Origin of the sequence: Bacillus cereus group sp. MYBK30-2, assembly GCF_051915945.1 — a bacterium.
Taxonomy (GTDB): Bacteria; Bacillota; Bacilli; order Bacillales; family Bacillaceae_G; genus Bacillus_A; species Bacillus_A paramycoides.
Genome location: NZ_JBQAFR010000001.1, coordinates 1436017 through 1450489 on the forward strand (window position 1 = coordinate 1436017; position 14473 = coordinate 1450489).

Sequence of the window (14473 nt, forward strand, 5' to 3'; positions counted from 1 at the left end):
ATAGAAAATCCCAATAATTGGTATATACCGATTTCAACCTCGAAAAATGGGAAATATTGATAGAAAAACACTATAAATATACCTTGCATATTTATTAAATCTATAAAGGAAATAGATTTTTTTGAATATAAAATAAAAAAAGATAGCCTTTATAGACTATCTTTTTTTATTTTATTTAATTATTGGAGCCACTATATGCTACATGGCGTTTCTCAATCCGTTCTTCAATCTCTCTCATATTTTCTTTATTAGTTAGTAGGGATTGTTTATTTTCTATTAATAATTGTTTAAAGGATTTTCTCACTTTTTTTCGCATTTTCATTTTCCTCCTTGGGGGATGGTTTATATAAAAGATAAGGAATTATCTGTGTGTTCTTATAATAATTGATTGTTGTGAAATCTATTTGAACTTCATATGAAAACCGAGTTTATTTTCTGACAACTTTGTGAACAAAAAAGAAAGGTAGATCAAAAATATATTTGATCTACCTTTCTTTACTCTTTAAAGCATATTAATTAATATTTCAGGTCTTCCCCAATTCATTTCGTTGCAAACGAATCGTAGCTTTTCTTCATCCATTGTGTGTAACCCTTCTTCTAACGAGCATGTAATTGGAACTTCACAATGAATTTGCGCTAATTGTAAAGAGATATTTAAGTTCTCCAAATCACTTTCAATTTTTGTGCGCTGCGCTTTTGTTAATGATGCTATATTTTCTAGTACAGCTGATACTGTTCCGTGTTCTTGAATAAGCTTATACGCTGTTTTTTCACCAATACCTTTTACACCCGGATAATTATCACTTGTATCTCCCATAAAAGCTTTCGCATGAACAATTTGCCAAGGTTCTACACCTTTCTCTTCCATGATTTTCTCTGGTGTGTAATACTCGTAATTTCCAATTCCTTTACGAAGAAGCATAACTGTAACATTCGTATCAACAAGTTGAAGTAAATCTGTATCACCTGTCAAAATATAAACTTCCGCTTCATTGCAATATTGTTTTGCAAGCGTACCGATACAATCATCCGCTTCGTAACCTTTCATACCGATGACAGGCATAGATAATTTCGCAGTCATTTCTTGCACTAAATCAAATTGCGGAATTAATTCCTCTGGCGGTGCTGCACGATTCGCTTTATAATTCGAGAACGATTCCGTTCTAAATGTCGTACTTCCCATATCCCAGCACGTTACAATGTGCGTTGGTTTGATTGCTTGTGTTGCTGTTAATAAATGCTTCATATAACCATGAATCCCATTCGTCGGGGTACCATCTTGTCGTTTCATAAATTGTCCATAGACACTTGTTGCGTAAAAAGCACGAAATAATAGTGCCATACCATCAACTAACAATACTTTTTTCATAATTCCTCTCCTACTAACAAAAAATAATAACCTCACGTTATCACGTAAGGTTATATAAATAGATTACCATTCTACGTTTTTGTTCAACTTTGTCTATTATACATTGTTTTTATATATTTAGCATCATTAACACATTAAGACGTTCTACCACAACAAGTATGAAGTATTCCTGAATACGTATTTTTACCTGTCGAAACAACGACAGCCTTTGCATTGCCACCAACAATATACGTGCCTTTGAAACAAACATTTTCAAGCTCCAGTGGATTATAGTCTTTCATCCGTTTTAATGGAATAAATCGTTTACGTTCAATATGATAGCAACTTTCAAATTTCTCAATACTCGCATCGTTTCCTGTCAGCACAGATTCATTTACTAATAAATCATTTGCATAAATAATACGTACATCTGCCGGTACTGTATCACCTTCGGAAAGAAAAATCATATCTCCAGGTACAAGCTCTTGTACTGGTAGCTTCATCATTTTCAATTCATTGTTTAGCCCTGTTACGTTACAGCCTGCTACTCTAGAAACAGTAACTGTTTCACATTGTAATTCATCATTCACATTTTGTTTTGAAAAACCTGGAATCATTCCACTTAGCTTCATCATCACTTCTGCAAGAAGCGCTCTTTTTGAAATTAATTCATTTCGACCGTATACTTGAATACGTTTCTGTGCTTCTTTCACAGATAGTCCGTCTCTTGTTGTTTTAAAATACGCAAATACAGATTTTACATCTCTTGTTGCAATTTCAATTAATAAATCTTTATTTTTTTGGAGCATTATTTGTTCTTTCATTGGTTTTTTACTTGGTTTATATGACGTGTTACCCACAGTTTTATTTGCATATAACATATTATCGTCTCCTCCTTTATAACATAGGAAGAAACGCTTTGTTTCTCAATTTATCCACTTTACCGTGAAAGTGTCTAGCGCTCAACTACTCGAATAAACGCTACATTGTGATAAATATAGAGGGAGGAACAAGTCGTTTCCTGCCTACATCATATAATTTTGATTTGAAGTATATGGGTAACGGAACCGAGTCAGAATTTGACATGTTCCTCACCTCCTCGTTTATTTTATAGTTATAATCTATACTATGAAATTACTCATAGCATGGTAACAAAAAAGACCCCACTCATAAGAGAGCAAAGGTCATTACATGCACAAATAAACGATTCCTAATATAATTAGAAATCTATGGACCTCTCCCTCGTCGAGTTTTAGCACTGTATAGCATAGGTACATTACCAGCTACGTTAAGAAAAACCTTAATTCGATCATTCCTGTTGACCCATTGGCGTCTCTCGACATTTTTGGGCAGTAGCATTTCTCTATACAGGAGCCTCACCTAACAGAGACTTATTTTAATTACATAGAAAATGTTACTCTTATTTAAAATAGATGTCAACACTTTGTATGGAAACTTTTCCTTATTACAACAACTAATTCTAATGTAGTACACTAATACATATCCTGCTCAACGTTCGACTACATAAATTAATTGAACACATATTGCAAAAATTAACGAACAAAAAATAAAAACCTTACGTATAAAACGTAAGGTTTTTTATATAGACCCACATATGCCGTTATCTATAGATGTCCATAAACCTGCTCTCACAGGTGGATGTTCTCACAAATGTTTGTAACTTCCTTCTTAAAAAGATGGCCTGCTATCTACATTTAAATATTGAACTTCCGTATTATACTTATTGGTTTAAGACATACACAAGCTACGTACACCGTAGGAATTTTATATAATGTTAGTTGAAATAAGACCCCCGCACGTGCCGTCCCTCGTAAATGTCCAAAAACCCGCTACTCGCAGGTGGATGCCCTCACAGTTACCGTATATCTTCCTCCACAAGGAAGGCTTGATAATGGTCGCTAAATATTGAGCTTCCGTATAACTAACATCGGTTTTAGACATAAATAAGTTACGTACACCGCAGGATGTATTATTTACTTGTCGTTATATTATCACATTGTTTCCAATGTGTAAAATATAATATTTTTCAAGCAATCTCTTGCTTGTGACCTTATTTTAATACAAATTATTTTTGCATGCAAGTGGTTAATCTTCTTCTTTTGCAATTTGATTTTCTGGATAAGAAATCCAATCACTCCAGCTACCTGCATACAATTTAACATTTTGAAAACCAGCTAATTTTAATGCAACTATGTTCGGACATGCTGTAACACCAGAGCCACAATATACAATTGTTTCCTTATCTTTCGAAAGATTTTTGAAACGTTCTTGTTGCTCAACCTCATTTTTAAATTGTCCTGATTCTAGAATTCCATCTTTCCAAAAATAGTTTACTGCTGTCGGAATATGCCCTGCCTTCGAATCAACGAGTTCTTCTACACCAGCATAACGTTTTGGCTCTCTAGAATCAATTAACGTAATATCTGCACCTGCATGAATATTCTCTCTGACCGTTTCCATCGTTACAAGCATATTATCTTGTATGTTTGCTTTGAATGTTTTTCGTGCAACAACAGGAATTTCCGTTGTTGTATGTAATCCATTCTCTTTCCAAGCAGGAAACCCGCCATCTAGTATATATACTTTCTCATGTCCTACATAGTTTAATAACCACCATAAACGAGAAGCCATTGCACCAGCTTGACTATCATACGCAATCACCGTTGTATGTTCATCAATTCCAGCTTGTGAAAGTTTGTCTGCAAGCTGCTCTACATTTGGTAATGGATGACGACCACCATGCTCAATTACAGGACTTGATAAATCTAAATTTAAATCAAAATATAGTGCATGTGGAATATGTTCTTCCTCATACTTCTCTTTACCCCAATTTGGATTCGCTAAATCAAAACGACAATCGACTATACGGACATGTTCATCTTCTAAATGCTCACGCAACCATTCGACTGTAACAATCATCCTTAACGCCCTTCTTTCTCTTGCGTGCGATCTACATACTCCATAACCATATCTGCTGTAACAAGTTTACGCTGCGGTGCAACGCCGCGTTTTGCAAGGTCATTAATTTGCTTTGTTACCATATTTATTGCATCAACTGAGAAATGTTTTCCATTTGATGCAAGTGCGATTGCAGCCTCTATTGCTGCTTCACGTTGCGCATCTAATTGCAAAAATGTTTTTACAATTTCATTTTGTTTACGAGAATGTGCTGTAATTGCTTTATGTACTTCCATCTTCTCTTTCCCCCTAAATAATTTATACTTATTTGTTTAATTCCATTGCAAGCCGAATCATATCACGACATACAATTCCATTTTCAATAATCTCTTCTTCATAATGCTTCGAAAAGTAATCAAAATCAATAGAAAAAATCCGAAATCCACATTTTTGATATAACGCAAGTTGTGAAACGCTAGAATTACCTGTACCAACTTCAAGCTTGTACATATTATATTCTTTAGCAGTTTCTATTGCATGCAACAATAACTTCTTACCAATACCTTTTCCTTGCATATGTTCTACAATCGCAATATTCATAATTTCCATTGTCTTTGGTCTTGTTTCCAAAAGCACATAGACACCGATAACTCTTTCCTCTTGTTTAGCTACATACATAAGTCCTCTTTGCACATATGCATCAATTTGACGTTCACTTGGATCAGCAAGGAGCAATAAAGATTTCGGTATAGCTTCTTTCGAAATACGCTCTATTACAACAGACATAAAAATTCTCCCTTCTCTATTGTTCTAATCCCTCCTTGTCTACCATAAGTAATAGAAAGGAGGGATTCACCATGGACAACAATGAGAAAAAATGCAACGTCATCTCCATTGATGGAAAGAAAAAGAAGAGCGACACATATTCCTATCCAAAATTAGTAGTAGAAAACAAAACATATGAATTTTCTTCATTCGTCTTATGCGGTGAAACACCAGACGGCAGACGATTAGTTCTTACCCATATGATTTCTACTGATGAATTTGCAGGGTTCGTAAAATCTCTAGATACTGTACTACAAAAGAAAATTGAACGAATCTTTTTTTCATAACGACTATATAATATAAATTTCTTTTTCAATTTCTACTAACTGCTTTTGTAGTTGCTCTTTACTTTGTTCATATAGTGTTACATCAATTGTTTCAGCTAAAGCGAATAATATACTTTCATAATAATTCTCAATATCTTGCTGCATCACTTTTTGGAATAAGTTCCATTTTGCATCCCACTCTTGCTTATAATGATGAACGAATAATCCTTCTTCATCAGCTACATAGTTTGATACGAAAGGTTCTAGCACTCCTTTAGCGTCTTCTTGCATAAAAGCTTTATCATTTTTTTCAAAAAAGCTTTTCTCATTTTTAAAATGCGCTAATGCCTTTTTGAAATCCTTAATTTCTATTGAAGGAAACGGCTCTTTATGTGTAATAACTTTATATTCATAATCCACTGTTCCACTCATAGAAATCGATTCATTTTCTACTTTGCAGTTCACAACAATTTCATCCTTTGCACGCTTCATCGCTTCATCTATCCATTTTTCAAGACGTAATGATGTCGCACGCATTTCTTGTAATAAATCATGTTGAATAAATGAAACTAATTCCATTACACACTGTTGCAACTGTGCTTTTACATTCCCATCTGTTCGAAGCGACGCCGGATTAATAAATTCAGTAAATACATCGTTATAGCGTAAAAATAGACGTTGTTGCACGTAATAAAGCAATTCTTTCACTTCATTTTGCATTGCTTGCTCTTCAGCAAGTACACTATATGATGAAATAATATGAAGTAGTTGATCACGCTCTGCTTCATATTTTTTTGTTTGCTTCTCCTTCTCATCATTTCCCTGCTTCGCGCCATTTATCATATTTACAAGAAGCTGATTTGCACCTTGCAATGCTCCGTATAAAGCATGCACAGACACAAGCATTAAATCCCTCATCATAAAGGACGTAAATGATTCTTCAAACTTAGCAATCCCAGAGTTTTGTAAAATACCATACTTTTCTTTTTCAATACTTTTCCCTTGTTTTTCTTCAAGCGCACATAAACTTGAAATTGCAAATAAACGTGGATTTCTAATACCGTATTGTAAAAGCTGATCCGCAATATAACCTTTTACCATTTCAAGTTCTTCTTCAGATTGTGCTAAATCGGCTGCATTAATTAGGAAGAACATTTTATCAAGTGCAAACGTATCCTTTACACGACCAAGCTGGATTAAAAACTCACGATCTGCACGAGAGAAAACATGATTATAGTATGTTACAAATAAAATAGCATCCGCATTTTTAATATACTGGAATGCAACATCCGTATGGCGGGCATTAATAGAATCAGCTCCTGGTGTATCTACAAGAGCTACTCCTTGCCTTGTTAAAGCACAATCGTAATAAAGCTCCATATACTCAACAAAACATGATTTTTCTTCATTAGCTACATAATCAGAGAACTCTTCTAACGTGACTTGTACTTGTTCCCCTAGATGAGTAGCAACTGCCTCATATCCTTTTTGTACCGCTCGTAAAAAGCTAAATGTTGTTTTTTGCTTCCCGCTTGGTGAAGGGTATTTCATAATTTTATCAATTTGTATTAACGCTTCTTCTAGCGTAGCAATTTCATAATGAAACATTTTATAAACAGCTTTCATATCTTCTAATAGCGCTTGCTCGGACTTAAACTGAACAATTACCGTTCCATGCGGCTTTTCTTTTGTAACCGGCAAAATTTGATTAATTGTTGCTGTCGTTGGATTTGGTGATACAGGAAGTACCTTTTCACCAAGTAATGCATTGGCAAATGATGATTTCCCTGCACTAAAAGCTCCAAATAACGCTACTGTAAATTGCTTCGTTTCCACGCGCTGTCTTTTACTAACTACTTCTTGCTGTAAATGTTTAAGTGTAGGCAATGGCTCTAATATTGTTTCAGCCTTCTTCACTTTTTCTAGTATGCGCTGGATATTTAATGTTGCCGTTCCTTTAATCTCTTCCTCACTAACCGTTACGTTATCATTTATGCTTTCTTGCTCTTGTAGAGTAAACTTCTCACTAACGATTTGTTTTTCACTTTGTAATATTTCGTCTATTCGCAATCCATCTGGTGTAGAAACACGTTCATACCAAACATCTTGTAAATAGCCCTCATATTTCTCATACGTCTTAATGTATTGTAATTTCGTTTCTTTCGCCGTTTGTAACATCGTGTATTTTTCAATTTCTTCTTCAATACGAGCAATCTCTATCTTCACTTTCTTCTGCAGTGCACCCGTACTTTTTTCAAAAATTTGCTGAGATTTCATAAAGTATCTTTTCTTCAACTCATTTGCAACATCAGCAGTATAAAGAAGTAAGTAATCGCCTGTAAATCCAGCCCCTTGTTTAATTGTTTCAGCCAACACTTCTGGTCCGAAAGCAATTTCTAAAGCATATATGTCTTTCCCGATTTCCTCTGTAAATAACCCTTCTTCTTTTAAGAAGGCTACAATAAATTCTTTCACATGAAAATCAAGTTGCGTTTCAACAGTCTTTTGAAGAGCAGAATAAAAAGCATCTACACGTCTCTGTTTTTCTTGCTCCGTCTTTCCTTTCGCAAATAACAAACCAATTTTAAACTTCGTTAATTTCGTTTCTAAATACTCATTCGCCAGCTCTCTCATTTCAAATGGCATTAAATACGCGTTATCTAATATAGCTTGTAAACCTTTTATAAATTCATTTCTCACATCAGATTCTTTACTAACCGCGCGATGTTTATTTTCAGTTAACTCTTCCTTTTTTTCAACTATCTCTGAAAGTGACAGTGGTGATGTTAACTCTTCTTCATATTTCATGAGATGTTTTTCATTTTCAGAAAGAATGAACGAGCAATGTTCTTGCAGTAAATGTTCTGTTTCTCGCTCCATTCCCTTTCTTACATACTGCTCTTTGTCTTTCATAATAGAAGAGATTAATGTCTCTAAACTTTGAATCTCATTGTATGGATGATTCATCATTCGCAATGATGTATAAAAAATACCATCTACTTCAATATCCCAGTTAGAAAAGGATTGTTTTACACTATCTCTATAATCTTCAAACGATAGTTCATTTTCTTTATGTTTATCTATTTGGTTTACAACGAGATAAACCGTTTTATTACGTTGTTTCAATTCTTTAACAAACTGTAAGTTCACTTCTGATTGGACATGATTATAATCCATCATGTAAAAAATAACGTCTGCAAGATGCAAAGTTGATTCTGTTGCTAATTGGTGGGCATCATCCGTAGAATCAATTCCTGGTGTATCAACTAACATAACCCCATCAGGAATTGGCGCATCATTTCGATAAATATGAACACCAATTACTTCATCACCATCTTTACAAATTTGTTTTAATTCTTCTGCTGAATATGCACCGTCATATTCATACTGTTCTCCAGACTTAATCGTTACAACAACGCGATCAGATCCTCTTTCAATTTTAACAACGTTAGCACTCGTTGGAATCGGGCTTGTCGGTAATAATTGCGCTTTATATAGGTGATTCATCATTGTCGATTTTCCCGCAGAAAAATGACCACAGAAAGCTATCATAAGCTGTTCTTGTTTATATTTTTGAATCACCTCAAACAATTTCAAACTATTTTCCGTATCGCCGTGTTTTTGCCACTCTTCATAAAAACAAACAAGTTTTTTCATACCGTTTGTCTGTACTATGTTTGTCATCCCCTTGTTCCCCTTTATCCAAGATGTATATACTTTATCCCACTATTTATGGGCAGTAAAAGCCCAAGTGATGCGGGCTATTAATCAGCAGGAGATGAACCTCCTCACTGATTAAAGTTTCACTTTATTATCATACTAAATTTTCAGCATATTCTCATCAAAAATAAAAAATCCCTTTCATTCTTTTTAGAAATGAAAGGGATTTTATGTCATATCGTTCATTTTGTTGTTCCTACTCCATTTAATACATACTTTGTAACACCAACATATATAGCAACCGTTCCTGCAACAAGTGCATATACCATATTAACACACCAACCTTTTTTGATAATGATTATCACTTTTGAATATATTTTATCATTAAAGAGAATCATTATCAACAATTTTCTAAAAAAGAAAGCTCCTTCGGGAAAAGGAGCTTTACTGCCTGTTTTAAAGAAGTTTAAAACTTGTTGTGCACTCTTATTATATCTCATAATACACATCTTAACAGTTTTAAAAATTGGAAATCTCCCCTAGCTCCGCCATCTTACATTTTGTATAATAAAAGGAAATTACTTATCAAGGAGGAAAATAATGACACAAAATCTTTCGCAAGGCGATAGGATACACTCCATCGATATTATTAGAGGCATAGCTGTACTTGGTATTTTTCTTGTTAACTGGCCAGTTATCGCTGGTGTTGACTCTCGAGACATTTCAGGCGTTTACGAGGGATTAGACAGCTATATTCGCTTATTTTATGACATGTTTATTCAAACGAAGTTTTATACTATTTTTTCATTTTTATTCGGATTAGGTTTCTATATCTTTATGAATCGTGCTGAGGCGAAAACAGATCGTCCGAAAACTTTATTTGTTCGCCGCCTACTCATTTTATTACTATTTGGTTTCTTGCATTACGTTCTTTTATGGGACGGAGACATCCTACATAGTTATGCCATCGCTGGATTTTTCTTATTCTTATTTTATAAGAGAGAGCCTCGTACTATTTTAATATGGGCTTTAGTTTTACTAAGTGTTTTTCAATTTTTCATGCTAATCGCTAGTATAGTGGTTGCCTTAGTACCAAAGGCAGAGTTAGGATTTTCCTTACCGATCATGCCACTTGAAGATTGGATGTCACAAATACAAAATCGTTTCCATGCATTTTATTCTGAAGGAATTGGACTAAATGTATTCATGCTCCCAGAAACAGTTGGGCTATTTTTACTTGGTTTATACGCTGGCAAAAAAGATATTTTCCGCCGTGTAAAAGAGTTAGATCCAAAACTTAAAAAGTGGCAAATCATTATGTTCATTTTGACATTACCAATGTGGTTCTTCATGGTCCGTTACTTCTTATCAAAACCATCTTATGAACCATTTTATATGCAAGCCTTTACAATGTTTAGCGGAAAAACATTATTTATCTTCTACATTTTCACACTGATGCGTTTATTACAAAAAGAAAGATGGCAAAAGATATTACGCCCGTTCCAATATGTCGGACGAATGGCATTAACAAACTATATTTCACATACAATTATTACGTTAATTGTATTCGGCTTAATTTTGAAAAATTATTATCCTGCTCCATTATGGGTTGGACCACTATTTTGCATCGGGTTCTACACATTACAAATCTTTGTTAGCCATTGGTGGCTTTCTCGTTACCAATACGGGCCACTTGAATATATATGGCGCTTGGGTACATACGGAAAGATGATGCCACTTAAAAAGAAAAGCAAGGTCTCATAATGAGACCTTGCTTTTTTATGCTTCTCTTACTGCACTTTGCATAGAGACTGGCTCTTCTTTTACTTTCACTTTACGCTGCGGTACCATATTAAACACGATATTTAACAGAACTGCTGATGCACTTCCAAGTACAATTCCGTTATCTGTTAAAATACGAATGCTTTCAGGCAGCTGCGAGAATAACGTTGGAACAACTGTAACACCAAGCCCGATTCCGACAGAACATGCAACAATTAATAAATTTTCTTGTTTTCCAAAATCAACACTACTTAACATTTTAATGCCATAAGCCATTACCATGCCGAACATTGCTAACATCGCACCGCCAAGTACTGATTTCGGAATAATTGTTGTAATCGCTGCGATTTTAGGAATAAATCCAAGAGCGATTAACATACCACCACAAGTATAAATAATAACGCGATTTCTTACTCCAGTTAATTGAACAAGACCTACGTTTTGAGAGTATGTTGTATACGGAAAAGCGTTGAAAATACCGCCTAATATCATTGCTAATCCTTCTGCACGATAACCTTTTGTTAATTCTTTTTCACCAATCTTTTTATTGCAAATATCAGATAATGCAAAATATACACCTGTTGCTTCCACAATCCCTACGCAAGCAACGAGAATCATCGTAATAATTGGTGTTAATTCAAATGTTGGTGTACCGAAGTAAAATGGCTGAATACCGTGGAACCAATCCGCTTCTCCAACCGCTTGCAAACTTACTTTCCCCATAAATGCTGCAACGATTGTACCGAACAAAAGACCCAGTAATATAGAGATTGAACGGATAAATCCGTCAAAGAAACGATACATAATGATGATAAATAATAAAACCCCAAATGCTAGTGCTAAATTTTCAAGACTTCCAAAATCTTTACTTCCTACTCCTCCAGCCATATCATTAATAGCTGCTGGAACAAGTGTAACCCCAATGACTGTAACGACAGATCCTGTTACAACAGGAGGAAAGAGTTTTACAAGCTTCCCAAATAATTTCGCAAAAATAACAACAAATAATCCCGCAGCAATAATTGCTCCATATATAGAGGACACACCGTATTGTTTACCAATTGCAATCATCGGTCCAACAGCTGTAAATGTACAACCAAGTACAACCGGAAGCCCGATACCGAAAAAGCGATTTGATAGTGCTTGTAAAATCGTTGCAACGCCACACATTAATAAGTCAATTGATACTAAATACGTTAATTCTTGTTGATTTAAACCAAGTCCCCCGCCGACAATAAGCGGAACAATAATTGCGCCAGCATACATGGCAAGCATGTGCTGAATACCAAGCGATGCGATTTTAAATGGGTGCTGCTTCATTGTTAGTTCACCTCCGCAGTTTCTTGCTGTACAAATGTAACTGTGCCGTTATCAAGTGATGCAATTTCTGCTAGTGATTCAACACGAACACCCTGTTCACGCAGTTTCTTTCCTCCATCTTGAAATGCTTTTTCAATAACAATTCCAATTCCCGCAATACTTGCCCCAGCTTGCTCTACTAAGCTCATCAAACCTAAAGCAGCCTGACCGTTTGCTAAAAAGTCATCAATGATTAACACGCGATCATTTTCATCGATATGATTTCGAGATAATGAAATTTCGTTCGTTTCTTGTTTTGTAAATGAGTATACTTTCGCAACATACATATTATCTTGTAACGTTAACGATTTACGCTTTCTTGCAAAAATCACTTTTACACCAAGCTCTAAAGCAGCCATAACTGCTGGTGCAATGCCAGAAGATTCAATCGTCACGATTTTTGTAATGTTATCTTCTTTAAAACGTTTAGCAAATTCTTTTCCGATTTCTTGCATAAGTACTGGATCAATTTGATGATTTAAAAATGCATCTACCTTTAATACATCACCAGATAAAACCTTTCCTTCGTTCAAAATCTTTTCTTGTAATACTTTCATGTTTGTTCCCCCTCTTATGCAATAAAAAAACTCCAAAAGCCGCCACCACTCGTTACAAGTGAGAGACGTGCTTTTGGAGTTTTGCAAAAAAGAATGCTAAACAAGCAAATATATTCGTCCTCACTCATAGTCAAAGTATTTACGGTACTTCGGTAGAAACTTGCAGGCCATATCCCCGCGATTATATGAGTGTAGCTAACTATTTATTTTATAGAAGGATTATAACGCACTTTTTATACTTTGAAAAGCATTTATCAAAAAAACACGTACGAATTTTATAAAAATACTATTTTTGTTCGAGTTTTGTAAACTCTTACATTTCTTATTACTGCGTCGTTAAGATGACTGGCCCATCTTTTGTAATTACAATTGTATGCTCATATTGAGCAGATAATTTCCCATCCATCGTTCGTGCAGTCCATCCGTTTAAATCTACTTTAGAATATCGCATACCTACATTTACAATCGGTTCAATTGTAATTACCATTCCTTCTTGTAATTCTGGTCCTTGTCCTGGCTTCCCAAAATGAAAAATTGCTGGTTCTTCATGAATCTCTTTACCAATCCCATGTCCCGTAAAATCTCTTGCAACAGAAAAACCTTCCGCATCTACATAACTTTCAATTGCATAGCCAATATCTCCTACATGATTACCGATTACCGCCTGATCAATTCCTTTATACAAAGCACCCTCAGCTACTAACAATAGCCTTTTTGCTTCATCAGAAATATCCCCTATTATATACGTCCATGCAGAATCTGAGAGAGCACCATTTAAGTTTACTACCATATCAATTGTTACAATATCTCCTTCCTGTAAAAGTACATCACTAGGAAATCCGTGACACATTTCATCGTTTACAGACGCACATATCGCGTACGGATACCCGTTGTAACCTTTCTGTTCAGATATTGCACCATGCTTTTTTAAATACATTTCTACAAACGTATCAATTTCTTTTGTAGTTATACCTGGTTTCATCATTTTGGCAATTTCTCTATGACATGAAGCAAGTAACTTCCCAGATTCATGCATCAAATCTATTTCATTTTTCGTTTTAATTGTAATCATGTTATCTCTCCTTGCTAAACTTGCTATTTGCTACTTAAGTTCAATCATACACACCCTCTTCCAAAATTTCAAAACTTCAAATTACACCAAGTATAAAAACAAACATCATTTATTTCTACTTTTAACACCAAAATAAAAAACAGAAGAGTTCCTTCTGTTTTTTAATCATTTTTACATAGATAGTTCATTTTCAAAAACTCAAAACAACCGCCATTTGTTTTCTGAATAAACGTCCCAACTGCTTCAAATCCTGCCCTTTTATATACTTTAATTGCTCTTTCATTAAATATCGCTACTGATAATGCTATATAATTACAGCCGTATTTTTCTTGACTAAAATCTAGTCCAGCGTTTACGAACTTTAAACCAAATCCATTGCCAGTTATATCAGGTCTCATTCCAAGTCCCATATCAACCGTTCGATTATTTATTTTACAAAAGCTAAAGAAACCAATTATAGTATCGTTTTCCTTCACCGAAAATGTATGATCTTCCCTCATCTCACCATTTAAAAACTCAGCTAAATCTTCTTGATCTGCCTCCATATTATAAAAAGAATACTCCCCTTCATAATGCCAGTTGTGTGCAATTTCTTCTGCTTCCTTTTGCGTCATTACTGTAAAAACATATCCCATCACTACGCTCCCCTTTCAAAAAAAAAAGCTGCAATTAAGCAGCTCTTTTT

At 34.7% G+C, this 14473-nt stretch carries 14 protein-coding genes, 2 other RNA genes and 2 riboswitches; of the genes, 2 read left to right on the forward strand and 14 right to left on the reverse strand.

Annotated features, from left to right (window positions below; genetic code table 11):
• Window positions 1-175: 175 nt before the first annotated feature.
• From ACTFQM_RS07520 to ACTFQM_RS07555, 8 genes are all read right to left on the reverse strand, one after another.
• Window positions 176-316: an FbpB family small basic protein gene (locus ACTFQM_RS07520; RefSeq protein WP_071720988.1), complete on the reverse strand. Its 141-nt coding sequence runs from the start codon at window positions 314-316 to the stop codon at window positions 176-178.
• 186 nt (window positions 317-502) lie between these two features.
• Window positions 503-1369: a 5'-3' exonuclease gene (locus ACTFQM_RS07525; RefSeq protein WP_002171218.1), complete on the reverse strand. Its 867-nt coding sequence runs from the start codon at window positions 1367-1369 to the stop codon at window positions 503-505.
• A gap of 134 nt (window positions 1370-1503) precedes the next feature.
• Window positions 1504-2229: a P-type ATPase gene (locus tag ACTFQM_RS07530; protein ID WP_440033959.1), complete on the reverse strand. Its 726-nt coding sequence runs from the start codon at window positions 2227-2229 to the stop codon at window positions 1504-1506.
• A gap of 348 nt (window positions 2230-2577) precedes the next feature.
• Window positions 2578-2743, reverse strand: a riboswitch (M-box (ykoK) riboswitch).
• A 207-nt stretch (window positions 2744-2950) separates the two neighbouring features.
• Window positions 2951-3134: non-coding RNA, 6S RNA (gene ssrS / locus ACTFQM_RS07535), on the reverse strand.
• Between the two features lie 21 nt (window positions 3135-3155).
• A non-coding RNA gene (ssrS, locus tag ACTFQM_RS07540) (6S RNA) lies at window positions 3156-3338 on the reverse strand.
• Window positions 3339-3454: 116 nt separating this feature from the next.
• The gene (locus ACTFQM_RS07545) at window positions 3455-4288 is read right to left on the reverse strand and encodes a sulfurtransferase (protein WP_440033960.1); all 834 of its coding nucleotides are present in this window, start codon (window positions 4286-4288) and stop codon (window positions 3455-3457) included.
• 2 nt (window positions 4289-4290) lie between these two features.
• On the reverse strand, window positions 4291-4563 hold the full coding sequence (locus ACTFQM_RS07550) for a DUF2533 family protein (RefSeq protein ID WP_002171215.1): 273 nt from the start codon (window positions 4561-4563) through the stop codon (window positions 4291-4293).
• A 28-nt stretch (window positions 4564-4591) separates the two neighbouring features.
• Window positions 4592-5053, reverse strand: a complete 462-nt coding sequence (locus ACTFQM_RS07555; protein WP_002171214.1) for a GNAT family N-acetyltransferase — start codon at window positions 5051-5053, stop codon at window positions 4592-4594.
• Between the two features lie 71 nt (window positions 5054-5124).
• Here ACTFQM_RS07555 and ACTFQM_RS07560 point away from each other — a divergent pair, with 71 nt between their 5' ends.
• Entirely contained in the window at window positions 5125-5379 is a 255-nt protein-coding gene (locus ACTFQM_RS07560) for a DUF3931 domain-containing protein (protein WP_000369740.1), read from the forward strand.
• Window positions 5380-5382: 3 nt separating this feature from the next.
• Here ACTFQM_RS07560 and ACTFQM_RS07565 read toward each other — a convergent pair whose 3' ends face one another.
• Together ACTFQM_RS07565 and ACTFQM_RS07570 are read right to left on the reverse strand one after the other, a co-directional pair.
• Window positions 5383-9042 (reverse strand): dynamin family protein, encoded by a 3660-nt coding sequence (locus tag ACTFQM_RS07565; protein WP_440033961.1) that lies wholly within the window; start codon window positions 9040-9042, stop codon window positions 5383-5385.
• A 218-nt stretch (window positions 9043-9260) separates the two neighbouring features.
• Window positions 9261-9518, reverse strand: a complete 258-nt coding sequence (locus ACTFQM_RS07570) for a hypothetical protein (RefSeq protein WP_176547734.1) — start codon at window positions 9516-9518, stop codon at window positions 9261-9263.
• A gap of 100 nt (window positions 9519-9618) precedes the next feature.
• Here ACTFQM_RS07570 and ACTFQM_RS07575 point away from each other — a divergent pair, with 100 nt between their 5' ends.
• Window positions 9619-10782, forward strand: a complete 1164-nt coding sequence (locus ACTFQM_RS07575; RefSeq protein ID WP_327917270.1) for a DUF418 domain-containing protein — start codon at window positions 9619-9621, stop codon at window positions 10780-10782.
• Between the two features lie 15 nt (window positions 10783-10797).
• Here the strand turns inward: ACTFQM_RS07575 and pbuX are convergent, their stop codons facing one another.
• The 4 genes from pbuX to ACTFQM_RS07595 form a co-directional block, all read right to left on the reverse strand.
• Window positions 10798-12120 carry a xanthine permease PbuX gene (gene pbuX, locus ACTFQM_RS07580; RefSeq protein ID WP_265621182.1) on the reverse strand — a complete coding sequence of 441 codons (1323 nt, stop codon included), beginning with the start codon at window positions 12118-12120 and terminating at the stop codon, window positions 10798-10800.
• Window positions 12121-12122: 2 nt separating this feature from the next.
• The gene (locus ACTFQM_RS07585) at window positions 12123-12716 is read right to left on the reverse strand and encodes a xanthine phosphoribosyltransferase (protein ID WP_002171210.1); all 594 of its coding nucleotides are present in this window, start codon (window positions 12714-12716) and stop codon (window positions 12123-12125) included.
• 107 nt (window positions 12717-12823) lie between these two features.
• A riboswitch (purine riboswitch) is annotated at window positions 12824-12925 on the reverse strand.
• A 116-nt stretch (window positions 12926-13041) separates the two neighbouring features.
• Window positions 13042-13788 carry a type I methionyl aminopeptidase gene (locus tag ACTFQM_RS07590; RefSeq protein WP_265621184.1) on the reverse strand — a complete coding sequence of 249 codons (747 nt, stop codon included), beginning with the start codon at window positions 13786-13788 and terminating at the stop codon, window positions 13042-13044.
• A gap of 161 nt (window positions 13789-13949) precedes the next feature.
• Window positions 13950-14423 (reverse strand): GNAT family N-acetyltransferase, encoded by a 474-nt coding sequence (locus ACTFQM_RS07595; RefSeq protein WP_440033962.1) that lies wholly within the window; start codon window positions 14421-14423, stop codon window positions 13950-13952.
• Window positions 14424-14473 lie beyond the last annotated feature (50 nt).

Coding starts and splice junctions, on each gene's coding strand:
- ACTFQM_RS07565 (WP_440033961.1), bottom strand. CDS start 9,042: ATGACAAACATAGTACAGACAAACGGTATGAAAAAACTTGTTTGTTTT.
- ACTFQM_RS07575 (WP_327917270.1), top strand. CDS start 9,619: ATGACACAAAATCTTTCGCAAGGCGATAGGATACACTCCATCGATATT.
- ACTFQM_RS07525 (WP_002171218.1), bottom strand. CDS start 1,369: ATGAAAAAAGTATTGTTAGTTGATGGTATGGCACTATTATTTCGTGCT.
- ACTFQM_RS07560 (WP_000369740.1), top strand. CDS start 5,125: ATGGACAACAATGAGAAAAAATGCAACGTCATCTCCATTGATGGAAAG.
- pbuX (WP_265621182.1), bottom strand. CDS start 12,120: ATGAAGCAGCACCCATTTAAAATCGCATCGCTTGGTATTCAGCACATG.
- ACTFQM_RS07550 (WP_002171215.1), bottom strand. CDS start 4,563: ATGGAAGTACATAAAGCAATTACAGCACATTCTCGTAAACAAAATGAA.
- ACTFQM_RS07585 (WP_002171210.1), bottom strand. CDS start 12,716: ATGAAAGTATTACAAGAAAAGATTTTGAACGAAGGAAAGGTTTTATCT.
- ACTFQM_RS07590 (WP_265621184.1), bottom strand. CDS start 13,788: ATGATTACAATTAAAACGAAAAATGAAATAGATTTGATGCATGAATCT.
- ACTFQM_RS07520 (WP_071720988.1), bottom strand. CDS start 316: ATGCGAAAAAAAGTGAGAAAATCCTTTAAACAATTATTAATAGAAAAT.
- ACTFQM_RS07545 (WP_440033960.1), bottom strand. CDS start 4,288: ATGATTGTTACAGTCGAATGGTTGCGTGAGCATTTAGAAGATGAACAT.
- ACTFQM_RS07555 (WP_002171214.1), bottom strand. CDS start 5,053: ATGTCTGTTGTAATAGAGCGTATTTCGAAAGAAGCTATACCGAAATCT.
- ACTFQM_RS07595 (WP_440033962.1), bottom strand. CDS start 14,423: ATGGGATATGTTTTTACAGTAATGACGCAAAAGGAAGCAGAAGAAATT.
- ACTFQM_RS07570 (WP_176547734.1), bottom strand. CDS start 9,518: ATGAGATATAATAAGAGTGCACAACAAGTTTTAAACTTCTTTAAAACA.
- ACTFQM_RS07530 (WP_440033959.1), bottom strand. CDS start 2,229: ATGTTATATGCAAATAAAACTGTGGGTAACACGTCATATAAACCAAGT.